General features: G+C 45.6%; 10 protein-coding genes. 1 reads left to right on the forward strand and 9 read right to left on the reverse strand.

The features are described from left to right. Positions 1–2,952, reverse strand: a 2,952-nt coding sequence (locus tag Q0668_RS19470; protein WP_298867696.1) for a PVC-type heme-binding CxxCH protein, incomplete at its 3' end; no start/stop codon positions are given. Between the two features lie 358 nt (positions 2,953–3,310). Between Q0668_RS19470 and Q0668_RS19475 the strand changes: the two genes are divergently transcribed. Then, the gene (locus Q0668_RS19475; protein ID WP_298867698.1) at positions 3,311–3,787 is read left to right on the forward strand and encodes a hypothetical protein; all 477 of its coding nucleotides are present in this window, start codon (positions 3,311–3,313) and stop codon (positions 3,785–3,787) included. Between the two features lie 10 nt (positions 3,788–3,797). Here Q0668_RS19475 and hemA read toward each other — a convergent pair whose 3' ends face one another. The 8 genes from hemA to Q0668_RS19515 form a co-directional block, all read right to left on the reverse strand. Further along, positions 3,798–5,078 carry a glutamyl-tRNA reductase gene (hemA, locus tag Q0668_RS19480; RefSeq protein ID WP_298867700.1) on the reverse strand — a complete coding sequence of 427 codons (1,281 nt, stop codon included), beginning with the start codon at positions 5,076–5,078 and terminating at the stop codon, positions 3,798–3,800. Further along, the gene (locus tag Q0668_RS19485; protein ID WP_298867702.1) at positions 5,075–5,983 is read right to left on the reverse strand and encodes a cytochrome c biogenesis protein CcsA; all 909 of its coding nucleotides are present in this window, start codon (positions 5,981–5,983) and stop codon (positions 5,075–5,077) included. Before Q0668_RS19485 ends, hemA begins: the two co-directional genes overlap by 4 nt. 107 nt (positions 5,984–6,090) lie before the next feature. Next, complete coding sequence (locus Q0668_RS19490) at positions 6,091–7,131, reverse strand: sigma-54 dependent transcriptional regulator (RefSeq protein ID WP_298867704.1); 1,041 nt, start codon at positions 7,129–7,131, stop codon at positions 6,091–6,093. 322 nt (positions 7,132–7,453) lie between these two features. Further along, complete coding sequence (gene panD / locus Q0668_RS19495; RefSeq protein WP_366918965.1) at positions 7,454–7,834, reverse strand: aspartate 1-decarboxylase; 381 nt, start codon at positions 7,832–7,834, stop codon at positions 7,454–7,456. A 140-nt stretch (positions 7,835–7,974) separates the two neighbouring features. Then, on the reverse strand, positions 7,975–11,187 hold the full coding sequence (locus Q0668_RS19500) for an efflux RND transporter permease subunit (protein ID WP_298867709.1): 3,213 nt from the start codon (positions 11,185–11,187) through the stop codon (positions 7,975–7,977). Then, positions 11,184–12,635, reverse strand: a complete 1,452-nt coding sequence (locus tag Q0668_RS19505; protein ID WP_298867711.1) for an HlyD family efflux transporter periplasmic adaptor subunit — start codon at positions 12,633–12,635, stop codon at positions 11,184–11,186. The genes Q0668_RS19500 and Q0668_RS19505 overlap by 4 nt, the downstream gene beginning before the upstream one ends. Positions 12,636–12,829: 194 nt before the next feature. Beyond that, complete coding sequence (locus tag Q0668_RS19510; RefSeq protein WP_298867713.1) at positions 12,830–13,498, reverse strand: CerR family C-terminal domain-containing protein; 669 nt, start codon at positions 13,496–13,498, stop codon at positions 12,830–12,832. A 292-nt stretch (positions 13,499–13,790) separates the two neighbouring features. Continuing rightward, positions 13,791–14,246, reverse strand: coding sequence for a hypothetical protein (locus Q0668_RS19515; protein WP_298867714.1), 456 nt, complete (start codon positions 14,244–14,246; stop codon positions 13,791–13,793). Positions 14,247–14,306 lie beyond the last annotated feature (60 nt).

The following is a 14,306-nucleotide window of genomic DNA, read 5'->3' on the forward strand; positions in this document are numbered from 1 at the left end:
GCCGACAGGCATTAATGAAACGCCATTGGATTTCATTTCTTCAATTTCTTCCTTGAGCACGGTAATCGTTTTTCCTTCAGGCTGCTTCAATGTGATCGCAGAACCACTATCGGAAGAAATGACTCCGGTATGAACCACTCCATCAATCGTGATGATCGTGTAACTGAAGAAGTTCGCATCGATGGCCCGGTTGGGATCGAGAATATTCGTCAGTAAATACTCGGGCGTTTTCGTGCGTGAATCTCCAATATCAGGTGCGACATTCACGCCGACATCTCCAATTTTATGACAGGTGACACAGTTCTTGATAAAAACCTGTTTGCCATGCAAAGGATTAGCCTTCAACTTCAGTGATTTCTGATAGGCGGCGAGAATTTTTTGACGGTCTGCGGGAATCGCAGCAGCAAATAACGCAGCAGAGCGTTTCTTGATTTTGGCATCACGGTGACGTGATAATCGAGTCGAACGCGAGGGACCCAGTTCAGAAATTTTCACCAGATCCTTTTCAATTGCATCCAGTAACAGGTTGGTTCGATTTATATTTGATAGCATCGCATCCAGAATCGCGCGTCGCATACCGGGAGTTTGTTTGGCAAACCCCTCCATCAGAATAACGCCAATCTGATCCTCTGAATAAGGACTGATTGCACCAATGGCTGCAATTTTGATTGCCTGTGAGGGATTGTCCTGAATTAAAGAAAGTAGTGTCTTGCCACTCGCTTCAAAACCGACAAACCGTAAGACTCCGATCGCACTTAGTTTTTGAGCAAGCGGTGTTTGAGGATCAGCAGCAGTATCGACAATTTTCTGATAGAAGGCTTTCAACTTCTCTTGATCAGCCGCAGACAGACCTTTTTGGTATTGTGCAATCGATTTACCTCGGCGTGCCAAACTCGTCCCTAATCCCTCAAACCCGGCAACCTGCAGCGCCAGATACTGCTTGGTATCCAGACCGGAGATCAACGAAAGGGCTTCCTGAATTTCATCTGCTTTGAGACGCGGACCAATCACCGCAGCCATTTCCCGAACCGCATCGGAAATTCCTGGTTGACTGGATTGCTTCTTGCCTTTTGTTGTGAGCTGATCCAGAAACGATTTGAATATCGCTACCGTAGACTCACGGGCAGAAGATAGAACAGCCGCTCGCGTCCAGGAATCACTGGCACCCTTAAGCATCAGTTGTGCCAGGGGGGCAACCATTGAAGAGGCATCGTTTGCTTCACCCAGGCTGATCGCTAATTGAAATCGCAGTCGGCCATCGGCAGAATCAACAAGTGAAAGAACCTCTTTTTTCAGTTCTGTATTTTTTGACAAACGTGGTTCGCTTAATCGAACGGCCTGCTCTCTCACTCGTTGAGATTTATCTTTCAATGCCGTTTTCAGTATAGAATCGCTTAATTTGCCCATTCCTTCCAATGCCCACAACGCATGAATTCGGGCCTGTTCCACTTTCCCACTGGAAACCAGTTGTTCTAATTGAGGCAGAAGCGAAGCGTCCTGTCTTTCAAAAATTAAACGGGCGGCCGTTTCGCGCTGCCAGGCATTTTGAGAAGACAGTGCAGAGACTAATTGTTGCGGAGTTGCATTTTTCAAAGCCGTATAAACGCTTTTGTCAATTTTGGCATTCTTGGGAACAATGCGATAAATGCGCCCGCGATCGATGCCATCATTCAAATCTGAACGTTCTTTTAATTCCACGGGCATAAACTGGGGATGCTCGATCACTGCGCGATAGATATCACACAGGTACAAGGCACCATCGGGACCATTGGCCATATTCACAGGGCGGAACCATTCATCACGACTGGCAATAAACTCAACCTGATCACGACCATACTTCGAATCATAAGTGGCTCCCATCGGCGTCAATATATCACGATGAACCAGATTTGCCGTCGGTTCGCAAGTCAGACTGTTCCCATAAAAACTCTTGGGAAACAGGCCACCTCGATAAATCGTCACGCCACACGCGGCTGTGAATTGCCCCGCATGCAATGTGGATGTCGTCCAAGGACGACTAATGGCATACACGCGGGAATCTTCTCCATCTGTAGAGACATCATGATAAACAGACTTCACCGCCAGATAAGGGTTCCGCTTAAGATAACGATTTTCCAGAACGATATGTTTATTCGGATTCCGGTTCGTACAGACAAAACGGTTTCCATAATCATCAAAAGTCAAACCAAACTGACCAATTCCCGATATCGATTCGTAATGTCCGGTCTGTGGATGAAAACGAAAATCAAGACCATTAATCGGAACCTGTTTTGCTTTTTTCTTCCATTCGGGATGCGTGGAAATGACCGATCCACCACGCAATCCATTGGAAATATAAATGTGATTGTCCAAACCCAATGTAGGATGATTCGCACGCAGTTGAGAGTTATCTTCTTTAAATCCGGTGAACCATGTTTCCACGATATCGGCTTTGTCATCACCGTTTGTATCTTTCATAAACTGAACTTTACCCGCCAGAGTAACGATCAATCCCCCTTTCCAGGGCTGGACACCGGTGGCAAATAATAACTTGTCTGCGAAAACAGATGCGGTTTCGTAGAATCCATCCTGATCCTTGTCCCGCAGTAATTTGATGCGGCTTTTTGGCGATTCACCAGGTTTGGGGCCGTGCGGATAATCAGTCATTTCCACGACCCACAGCACACCAGATTCGTCAAACGCCACAGCAACCGGATTGATGACATTGGGCTCCGACGCCACAACCTGCATTTCGAAATCAGGATGCACCACAGTCTGTTTCAATGATTCAGCCGGGGATAAAGGCGATTTGGGTATCGCTTTTGACTTTTCAGCGGCTTGAGCAAATGACAGGCTCACACCGATCGCCAGCAATAATCCCAACCATCTCAGCCGGGAATAAATGGTTCTTGAAAGTAATTCATTCTGTCCCGCGGAACGTTGTTTCAATACTAAAATCTTAGTTCGTTTCATATTTGATCACCGTGTTGATACAGTCTTAATTCTGGTTTAAACCACTACACCATCTTGTTCAGCGTTATTCTATCGTAACCGACACTCTAAGGATTCTCTATCTCACCCAAAGCATGTTTTAAGGAATCTGCTGAATTTATTAACAATCTTTACGTTTAACGGCCCCCAGTGCAATCAACGCTGGCAAACTGTTTTGATTTTTCCATCCCCGCACCATCTATTTTGGTAATTCATGATCTCAAAAGATCAAATGGGTTTCATGTCTCTCAGAATATTGTTTACTCTGAGGGATATCTATTTGAAAATACGAATGACGTATGAATGCTAATCAAAAGATCTATTTTTTTCAAAGTGAACTATGCAGTCCTTCAGTCTGGTTTTAATTCGATTCTGTTTGTCAGCCTGGGTTGGCGCGGCCGTGATCTTTGTCATTACCGGTGTTCAGGATGTGACTTTTAAGCATTTTGACTCCTTGGTCAGAGATCAACTCATCTCATTACACTTCCCCGTCTATTATACGATCGCCTGGGTCTTATTAGTGGGATCAATTCTGGGATGTTTGGGAATACGAAAGATTAAAGAGATCTCTCGCTTCAGATCCAATCTTATTTTTTGTCTGGTTCTGATTATTCTGGGTCTCAGTCTGATCGACTATTTCTGGATCTATACTCCGTTGGAATCGATGATCACCCCTCCCGGAAGCCCGCGCCCGGCAGAGTTCAGATCCTACCATCAGGCTTCTAAATACATAAACAGTCTCAATATTCTGTTAACGGTGGTTGCTGCCATTCTGGTGAACCTGCCGACGAAAAACCAGAACCAGACAGACGCGTAAAAGAGCTCGATCAGTCCCGAATATGGAACAGCTGCTTGAGTGCCTTAAGTAATCCGTGTGGAGTACCCTCCCTGGCCTCTTGCCTTAGCACTTCTAACGGGGGATGCAGCAGTTTATTCACAATCTGCTCAATGGAACGTTCGATCAATTCCTGATCTTTCTCATCCAGATGTGAAAGTTTACCAAATAGTTTTTCGACTTCCTGTTCACGAACTTCGTGCCACTGCTCCCTGAGCTGTTTAATGATTGGCCCCGTGGCCCGGTGATAAATACCATGCATGAAGCGATCTGTTTCTTCATCAATGATCTCCAGTGCTTTTTCGACTTCTTTTTGTCTCGCATGCCGATTTTTTTCGCAGGTTGCTTCCAGGTCATCGATATCATAAAGAAAGATATTGTCATTGATTTCACCGACAGCAGAATCGAAATCTCGGGGCGCTCCCAGGTCGAGAATAAAAAACGTTTTGTTACCCGACTTCTCTAAAACTCGCTCAAAGCAGGGAACATCGACAATTGGCTGGTTGGATCCCGTTGTACTTACAATCACATCCGCCTTAGCCATGCAGTCTTCCAGATCCTGATAAGGCCTTGCCTCACCTCCAATTTTGGTCGCCAGCTTCTGTGCATTTTCCAGACTGCGATTCACAACAACGATCTGATCCACCCCCTCATCTTTCAGATAAATCAGAGTTTCTTCAGCCATTTCACCAGCGCCGATGATTAAAACCGTTTTATTATCAAAACGTTCAAAAATCCCTTTTCCGAATGTGCCCACTGCAACGCTGGCAATCGAAACGCGACCTTCAGAAAGTTGTGTCTCTGTACGCACGCGAGCGGAAACACGAATCGCCTGCTGAAACAGCGCATGTGTCAAGGGACCACATAAGGCATTGTCCGTCGCACGTTGATATGCTTCTTTCACCTGATTGACAATCTGTGGTTCGCCCAGCACCATACTGTCAAGACTGGAAGCCACTTGAAACAGATGCCTGACGGCATCCGGTCCGGTACGCTCCAGAAAATCTTCGAAAAAATCGCTGACGGGAACCTGATGAAATTCCGAAAAGAATTTTGCCAGATCCTGATGAGAAGGCCCGCTTTCAGACTCTTGGGTGGCCGTATAAAGCTCAACCCGGTTACAGGTCGAAATCACAACCATCTCGGTATCAGGGTACGATTTTTTCAGAACTGAATAGGCGCTATCCAACTGTTCTTTCGAAGAAAAAGCAAGTTTTTCGCGCACATCCAATCCCGCCGTCTGGTGGTTACAATAAACGACCTGCAGATTCACGAAATCGTCCTTTCTGCAGATGTTTGTTGAACTTCCATCAAAGGCGCTGAATAGTGAGAATGCCAGCTGTCAAAATTCAGAAGTCGCACATTTGTGAGTATCTGAATACCAATCACTGTCAACAACAGCAACCCCCCGGTCCAGATCGTTAACTGCGCGATATGTTTTTGATTCGGTTGCTTCGTTCTGAGTATAAAAATCACGCTGATCATCATGACTGCCCAGACGATTTCATATACAATAATCACCGGGTCATAGAACGAAATCGACTGAGCGCCTTTACGAACATAAACTCCCAATCCAATCCCAATTCCCATTCCCACGGTTAAAAGTGGTGCAGAAATCATGAGCGCCCAGCGATTCAAACGTGACAGTTTCGCCAGACTGGGAAGATGGAAACCTTCAGAAAAGTTCTGTTTCTTTTTCAGTCGACGATGTTGAACCAGATACATTGCGCTGACCACAAAACAGAGCCCGATCCCCACACCACCCAGTACCAGCAATGAAGCGTGCAGTAATGCCCACGAGCGAATTGCTGGTTCCACCAATGCATTCGTGACATTATCCACAAAATAAGACGAAATCACCAAAACCAGAACCAGTGGAAACAGAAACAAACCAATCGAAAGCTGTTCATCAATCAGATTGATGAACAGAAAAATGGAAACAAGTAACCACGAAAAGACGATCAGCCAGTCATGTGATGAACTCAACAAGGGAGGAAGTTGTGTTTTCTGGGCTTGATTAAAGATGTAAGCGGTTTGTGCCACCAGCCCTGCAAAGGAAAAGAGGAAAATGAGAGGCCGAATGAACTTGTTTTTTTTTCGCAGAAATCTGGCCAGCTCTAACCCGAAGGCCACGAGATAACTGGCCATAAAACAGAAAACTGTCACATTCGATAACATGTTTGAGACTTCATAAAAACGACAGAATAAAAGTGGTAGGCTCTCTGTCACTGAGGAGAATCAGAACGACTCTCTATTATAGGGCTGTTCAGCAAGTGAAGGGCAAGTCATCTTGCTTCAGATTCTAATTCGTACTCGGAGATTTTTTTGTGCAACGTGTTACGATTGATTCCCAATCGTGTCGCGGTCTTGGTCTGAACTCCCTGACAGGACCGTAAAACCTGCAAAATCAATTCTTTTTCCACCTGTGACACAACATGCGTATGCACATTAGTAGAGGAATCCCCTACTTCCTGCAATTCCAAACGGACCAGTTCGCGACAGAGAGTCTCCGGATCCAGTGTCTGAGAGGCATGCGACCGAGAAGCTGATTTCCCTGTGACATGTCCCGGTAATAAGTCAAGAGATAGTCCATCTTCACCAGACAGCACAATCAATCTCTCGACATAATTCTGTAATTCTCTCACATTTCCCGGCCAAGAATAGTTTTTGAAGGTCGATAACACCTCATCAGAAAAATCAGGCAATGGAATCTCCTCTGCAGCAGAAAACTGCTTTGCAAAAAAGTGGAGCAATTCCGGAATATCCTCTGAGCGATTACGCAGTGGTGGTAAATCAACTGGTATGACGTTTAAACGATAATATAAGTCTTCACGAAATCGTCCGGCTTCAATCTCATCCAACAGATTTCGATTCGTGGCCGCTACGATGCGACAATCAACCTGAATCGAGCGTGTGTCTCCAACCCGTTCGAATTCGTGCTCTTGCAGTACTCGCAATAATTTCACCTGCAATGTAAAGCTGACTGAATTGATCTCATCCAGAAAGATCGTACCGCCATGGGCCGCTTCAAAACGCCCCGTCCGATTTTCGACGGCACTGGTAAACGCGCCTTTAATATGTCCAAAGAGCTCACTCTCCAGCAGGCTTTCACTGAGCGCACCACAATTCACTCGAATAAAAGGGCCTGTGGCGCGGGGGCTCAACTCATGGATGGCTTTGGCAATCAACTCTTTACCAGTCCCGGTTTCACCAGTCAGCAGTACAGTCGATGAGCTACTGGCAGCGCGGCGGGTCAGTCGATAGACGTTCCGCATGGCCTGACTGTCTCCGACCATCTCTTTTAATATAGGGCGATCGTCTTCCATTCTTAGTATCAGAAATCCTATTCATTCGCAGGGTAAAATAATCAGAGTCGCTCCAGGAGCAAGTCTCTGAATAATGAAATCTCGTAATTCGGCTTGGCATTCCAAAGAGATGACTCAGGCCCTACTAATACAGCATGAAAATATTGCAACCAGATGCACAAAAAGATGGCGAACGTACCATTATCATAGTCAGTCATGGGGAGTGAAGAAAGAGGTAGACGGAAAGTTTTTGAAAACGAGCCTGTATCGCCTGATTCATTCGACATCAGGACAACAAGAATGCTTAAAGCTTACGCACAAAGCACATTCCCAAGGCACTCTCTTATTCAGTCTCGAAGGCAACAGAACTCTCTGCAGGAACCGCATGGTTTAGACTATCAACCAAAACCACCTTGGGTTGGTGCCTCCGCGCTTTTTTCCCTTTGTACTCTGCATAACTGGCAATGATCACCAGATCAAAGGGCTTCATCAAATGCGCTGCAGCGCCATTGATGCAAATGACTCCAGAACCTGCTTCTCCAGTGATTGCATAAGTGGTCAGTCGGGTACCTGAAGTGATGTTGTAGATTTGTACTTGCTCATATTCAACAATGTCTGCCGCTTCCATCAGGTTCTGGTCAATGGTCACACTTCCATTATATTCCAGATTGGCCTCGGTGACGGTAGCACGGTGAATTTTCGATTTGAGTAATACGCGTTTCATCATTCTAAACCTAAAAGAAGCGAGACTTCTTTCTGACTGTTCAAACAGACTCACAGATCCAAGGGTCGGGGTATCCTAACCAGATGCCTGATTAACAAGCAAGACTGTATCCATTTGATCATATCCTGCAAGCTTCTGTTTCAAACAGGCACAATTTCCGGGAATTGGTCTTCTTCTGCATTATATACCGTTGTGGCTTCCGATTCATCAATTTTTCGGTCCCAGGGTTGATCAGGTTGTGCTCCCATAATCCGGGCATACAAATAATAGTAAGTGGGAATGAGAAATAAGACCAGACCGGTTGCCAGCATCAAGCCGAAAATCAGACTGGCTGCCATCGGAATTAAAATCTGTGCCTGAAACGATGTCTCTTTTAAGATGGGAGCCAGGCCAACGATCGTCGTCATCGAGGTTAATAAAACAGGACGAAAACGACGACGACCCGCTTCCATTAATGCCGCTTTTAAAGGAAGACCGTCTGCTATACGATGATTAATAAAGTCGATTAATACAATGGAATCGTTCACCACGACGCCGGTTAAAGCAACCAGACCGAATAAAGAAAAGAGTGTCATTTCCATTCCCAGAATCGCGTGACCAAATACGGCACCGATCACTCCAAACGGAATGATTCCAAGCACAATTAATGGTTGAACATAAGAACGAAACTCGATTGTCAATAATGCAAACATTGATGCTAAGGCAATCATCAGCCCAATGATTAAACTATTGACAGATTCATCCGTCTGTTCCTGCTGCCCTTCCCAGCGTACTTGGACATCGGGGTATTTCTCTGTTAACTGATCCATAAAGCCTCCCGGCTTTTTCATTGCCTGCACAATTTCGCGCGCATTCCCTTCTTTCTCATTCAAATCGGAATACACCGTAATGGACCGTTTCTGATCAATACGGTTGATTTCAGAGTAACCTCGTTTTACGGTAACATCAGCTAATTCCGTTAAGGGGCGTTCCGATCCATCTCCAGTGCGAATCCTGATATCATCAAAGCCCATCAGAGAACGCCGCTCTTCTCTCGGATAGCGAACCATCAGCTTGACTTCATGGCGCCCCCGTTGCAGCCGCATCACTTCTTCACCGTAATAAGTGGCACGAACGGTCTCTGCCACATCCGCCAGCGGAACACCCATAGCGCGGGCATTATCTTTGATTTTAATCTGGAATTCCCATTTTCCGGGACTCGAATCGTCATTGATGTCTTTCACACCCGGGTAACTTGCCAGCTCCTGCTTACTGGCTTCAACTGCCGCTTCCAGGTCATTCAGATTTTCAGCGCTTGCCAGCAGTTTGAATTCAATCGGTTTGCCTCCCGGTCCCATTGAGGGAGACTTGATCGTCAGACGATCAACTCCCGGAAGCTCACCAATCTGTTCTCTCCATAAATCAATAATCTCTTCACTACCAAGCGTGCGTTCTTCTGCTTCTACAATCTCGACGCTGACCTTACCGACATGACTGCCTTCGACAGAACCTCCGAGGCCCCCTCCAGATTCATCCCGCGTTCCAAACCCAACATTTCTGCGTACAAGTTTGATCAGTGAGTTACCATGCTGCTCTTCATATTGCTTGTTTAATTCTTCAAACGACTGCTGAATGTGCAGAGTTGCCGCTCCCGTAATAGATTGAGGGGTTCCATCTGGAAATTCAACCGTTGCTTCGATCATCCGAAAATCGGTTTTCGGGAAAATATTAAAAGGCGCAAAACCTCCCATGATCAAACCAGCAGAGACCAGGAGGAGCGCCCCTGCCACCGCCAGGGCTGATGAAGGATAATCTAATGCCGACTTTAAAGCAGGCAGATAACAGCGGTCGATAAACCAGTTCAACTTTCGACCCACAAAGCCAACCTTCTGCTCTGAATCTATTTTCCCATGCGCCAAATGGCAGGGTAGAATAAAGATACTTTCTAAAAGTGAAATCACTAACATTGCAATGACGGCAATAGGCATCACGGCAATAAATTTCCCCATGATCCCCGAAACAAAGAGTAAGGGCATAAACGCAATAACGGTTGTTGTTACAGAAGCACAAACGGAAGGCAACACCTCGGTCGCACCATCAACGGCGGCCTGGAATATGGATTTGCCCATCTGTCGATGTTCATAAATATTTTCCCCGACAACAATCGCGTCATCAACAACAATCCCCAGGGCCATCAGAAATGCAAACATGGAAAGCATATTCAATGTCTGTCCGGTATAGTATAAGACGACACAGGCACCAAACATCGAAATAGGAATGCCCAAAGCGACCCAGAACGCTAACCGAAACTCCAGAAAAATCGCCAGTGTAATAAAAACTAAAATCAGTCCCTGCACACCATTTCGACTTAATAACTGCATTCGATCACGCACATCAACAGATTGATCCCTCCACAGCTTCAATGAATAACCGGGAGGCAGACTCGCTGTTTTTACATAAGCACGAACTTCCTCCACAATCTGCAACAGGTCTTCTTGTGCCGTTCTTTCAACCGAAACCGATAAAGCCGGCTTTCCATTAATTTCACTGATCATCGTAGTATCAGTAAACTCATCCCGAACACGCCCCAGATCAGCGACTGTCAACACGACCCCACCGGGCTCTGTCACCAGAGGGATCTTTTCGATTTCACTTCCAATTAGATGTTTATTCTTTCCTCGCAACAGCAATACATGTGAGTCTGTTACTAATTTCCCTCCCGGCAACTCCAGGTTTTCCCTGCGAACGGTATTGGCAACATCTTGCAATGTCAGACCATACTTCCGAAGGGTGGCTTCTGGGATTTCTATATCAATTTGAAAATCTCGCGCACCCGCGATATTAACCTGCGATACGGACTTTAGCTGAAGCAGTTCATCTCGAATCCGTTCGCTCACGGCGCGCAGTTCCCACTCACTATTCTCATCTGATTCTTCAGGACCAATCACCGCGACATCGATCGCCACCTGTCTGAAAGTAATCTGCTGAATATCAGGGTCTTCAGCCAATTCGGGGAAGCTGGGAATACGGTCGATTTCAGAACGGACTTCGTTTAATATTTTCTGGACATCGGGCACATCGGCCCTCAATTCCAACACCACAGAACCAGAACCTTCATTGGCAATCGAGGTGATTTTCTTAATACCATCGATCGAGCGGACTGCCTCTTCCATTTTTTGGCAGATCCCTTCTTCCACTTCATCAGGACTGGCCCCCGGATAGGGTACTGATACCAGAATGATTTCCAGTTCAAACTCCGGAAAAACTTCTCGACGCATAAAAAGTAATGAAACCAGCCCCACTCCCAGAATGGTGACCATCAAGGTGTTCATCGCAGGCGAGTTATTGATTGCCCATTTAATGAGCGACTTCATTCCGCCTCTCCTTTTTTCCGAACCCGCATTCCCTCTGATGCAACACTCAAAGGAGATGTCACAACCTGATCCCCCGACTTAAGTCCGGAAGCCCCCAGTTCAACCAGCAACTGTTCGCCACTCGTGTCCACAACACGGATCTTTTCGCCATGCAGTTTCCCCTCTCTCACAACCCAAACCAGATTCCCGGGGCGAACCGCCATTTCGGGGATCTCCAGTAATGCGACATTACCTTCGAGCGGAATTTCTATGGAAACATACATGCCTCTCGTTAAAGGAGGCGCTCCAACAAGCTGATCTGTCGGACGGCCATTGACTAAAATTGCGGAAGCTTCAGGATCTGAAACTACAATCCGGCAGGGAACCGTTCTGGTTTTCTCATCCAGACCGATTCCATCATAGCGAGAAAGTTTGCCTTTCCAGATAAACGTTCTTCCCCCTAATTCATAGCGCACATTCACAGGAAGCTGAGGAAGTTGATAGCCCAGATTATGCCGATTGGTTTGAGTTACCCCTGACTCTGATTGACTTTTTCTCGCTGTTAGAGCAGCGTGCTGCCAGAGCTGGTATAATTCTTCCATGCGCAAGTTGGAACGAACCTCAACAGCCGATGTGTCTTCAATCGTAACCAGTGGATCACCAACTTTCACATAACCATCCTTCTCAACCGAATCCTCAACGATAACTCCGTTGATCGGTGAATAGATGCGCGTGCGACTCAAATCCAGCTTGGCTCTTGAAAGTTGCACGCCAACCAAATCGCGAGCATGTTCCATCCGTTTACGTCGTGACTTGAGTAAATCCGATTCGTTGGTTAATTTTTGCAGCGAATTCCGCGCGGCAAGTTCCGTACGCTTGGCTTCTTCATAGTCAGTATCTGAGACAACATTTTTTGCACGTAATTTCTCGACGCGGTTCAAATGTCTTTTCTGTAGCTGAACCTCTTCATGGACTAAGTCAACGACCGCTTTCGAATTATCAATCTCGACTTCCAGTTCATCAATGACATCTTGTGCCTGTGCATGTTCCTGAGTAAGACGTTTTACTTCCAGCTCATAATTTTGAGGATCAATCTTGATTAATAGATTCACAGTACCCGCGACTTCGCGTTCTTGATCAGTTGCTTTACGAACGATATTTCCTACTTTACAACCATCACGGGTATAGAGCACTCTCCCAGAAACCTCTGCCGCAAGTTTGACCTCTCGGGAAGGAACCACTACTCCGTCGACGGTAATGGTAATACCGGATTCGGAAAGACCAATCATTTCAGTCAAAACAAGCGGTGCTGAAGCTTCAAGAAGTTGTTCACTCTTCACCGGTTCTCTTTTCATGGCCTTCAAAACAACTAAACTTCCCCCACCAATCGCGATGATGAAAATCGGCAACAGAATATGTTTGATCTTGTGATAAAAAATTCTTGGTTTTTCTATTTTCAAATCTGACATGACTATTTTCTATAATGAAACGTGTCACAATAATTGTTGACATCACAATTCAATTTGTGAACAAGAGTGGATTCGATTTCTTGGCACTGGATCTCCCCGACGCAAACCTTTTACATTGTCCTGCTAATCTTTCTTGTAAATTGCTATTCAAAATCGTCTGTTTTAATAATGACTTCTATTCTGTCTGAAAACATTCAAATGCGATGAACGGGTGAAGAAGATTCGATTTCGGACTCTCTTAATTCCTGCTTCAGATTCTTAATTGCTGACAATGAAAACTGGAGAATATGTTCGACTAACTGCTCTATGTTATAGTGAGAGTCCTTTTCTGCCTGCCCCAGCATCAAGGTCACCAGACCGTCGGAAACTCGATAGAATTGGCATTGCGCTGCGATACTGAATACACACTGCATTCGTCGAAATTCAGGGACTGATTCTCCCAGAATCTCCTTCAAGATCGAGTCTGCCACATTTACAAAGGGACGAAATAATTCTTGAATCAAATGTTCGCAAGCTTTCGTAGGTCTCAGCACTTCACGCATAATCAAATGATTGCTCCAGGATAGTTCTCCCGTACCTAACATCCGTCTCACTAATGTAGTGACCCAGTCTCGCAATTTTTGTTCGGGTGAAGTTTCAGACGTCCATCCCGGTAGGGGAGCGCGCGAAACTCCTATCTCTTTAGCCAGGCAAATTACTTCCAGATAGAGTTGCTCTTTATCGCCAAAATAATAATTGACGCTGGCCAGATTCACATCTGCCTTCTGACAAATTTCACGAACCGTGGTCTTCTCAAAGCCCTTTTCTGAAAAAACAGGCCCGGCCACCTCCAGTAATCGATCACGAACGTTACAAGACGACATGAGTTCTTCATCCCAAATCTTTATAGCGCGAGAAGGCAAACTTGACGACAAAACTGTCTGGAAAAATGAAAAACAGCGGTTCAATCCCCTGTTTAAAACAATTGTATTAAACACTTGTTTTAAATCAACCGGCATTTTAGAAAAACAGTTGAAAACATCATAAGAGTATATATATCTATGTACCTTATGAGTTATTCATACCGTTGATTTGAAATAAAATGACCGTCTCACCGCGATCGATTATCTGGCAGGTCAGAAGAAAAAAATGACGCTCTGCCGAGAAATCAATCTGTTAACCGGTAAGTCGTTCTGGACCATCCTCACTAAAATCAAAGCGTTGGAACCCGCTCTCATCCAGTCGCTGCCTTAAAAGTTCTTTCCAGAGCGTTTCTGGAAGTCCATTCAGAACACCGTACAAGACCATGCCAATCGTAAGACTGGCAACTTCAACCACACGCATGGGTAAGGAAAATTGCTTCAGGTCTGCGAATATCTCGTCGGCACTGCAATATTCGCCAAATTTGTGATCATGGTACATAAACTCAACCCCCAAGAAATCATGGCTCCATTCATAATCAAATGGTCCATACTCTCTCTTGCGGTGAAGAACCCAGAAACGGGTCCCTTCAAAGCGTATACCGTGTGTACCTCTCAAAATGTTGAATCCTGCGTCTGTTCTGGTCATATTGAGTGCCATTGATGAATGAACCCATTTGAGCCAGGAGAAAAACCATATCGAACGATCCATTCTACGCCATTACTCACTCTTTGCGAAGTCCGTTTTCTGAACCTTCTGCCTCTTTTCTCT

Origin of the sequence: uncultured Gimesia sp., assembly GCF_937910335.1 — a bacterium.
Taxonomy (GTDB): domain Bacteria; phylum Planctomycetota; class Planctomycetia; order Planctomycetales; family Planctomycetaceae; genus Gimesia.

What these genes read in the sequence shown, in the direction of transcription:
- Q0668_RS19475 (WP_298867698.1), top strand. Translation starts at nt 3,311, where the DNA reads ATGCAGTCCTTCAGTCTGGTTTTAATTCGATTCTGTTTGTCAGCCTGG.
- Q0668_RS19490 (WP_298867704.1), bottom strand. Translation starts at nt 7,131, where the DNA reads ATGGAAGACGATCGCCCTATATTAAAAGAGATGGTCGGAGACAGTCAG.
- panD (WP_366918965.1), bottom strand. Translation starts at nt 7,834, where the DNA reads ATGAAACGCGTATTACTCAAATCGAAAATTCACCGTGCTACCGTCACC.
- Q0668_RS19505 (WP_298867711.1), bottom strand. Translation starts at nt 12,635, where the DNA reads ATGTCAGATTTGAAAATAGAAAAACCAAGAATTTTTTATCACAAGATC.
- Q0668_RS19515 (WP_298867714.1), bottom strand. Translation starts at nt 14,246, where the DNA reads ATGGATCGTTCGATATGGTTTTTCTCCTGGCTCAAATGGGTTCATTCA.
- Q0668_RS19485 (WP_298867702.1), bottom strand. Translation starts at nt 5,983, where the DNA reads ATGTTATCGAATGTGACAGTTTTCTGTTTTATGGCCAGTTATCTCGTG.
- Q0668_RS19500 (WP_298867709.1), bottom strand. Translation starts at nt 11,187, where the DNA reads ATGAAGTCGCTCATTAAATGGGCAATCAATAACTCGCCTGCGATGAAC.
- Q0668_RS19510 (WP_298867713.1), bottom strand. Translation starts at nt 13,498, where the DNA reads ATGTCGTCTTGTAACGTTCGTGATCGATTACTGGAGGTGGCCGGGCCT.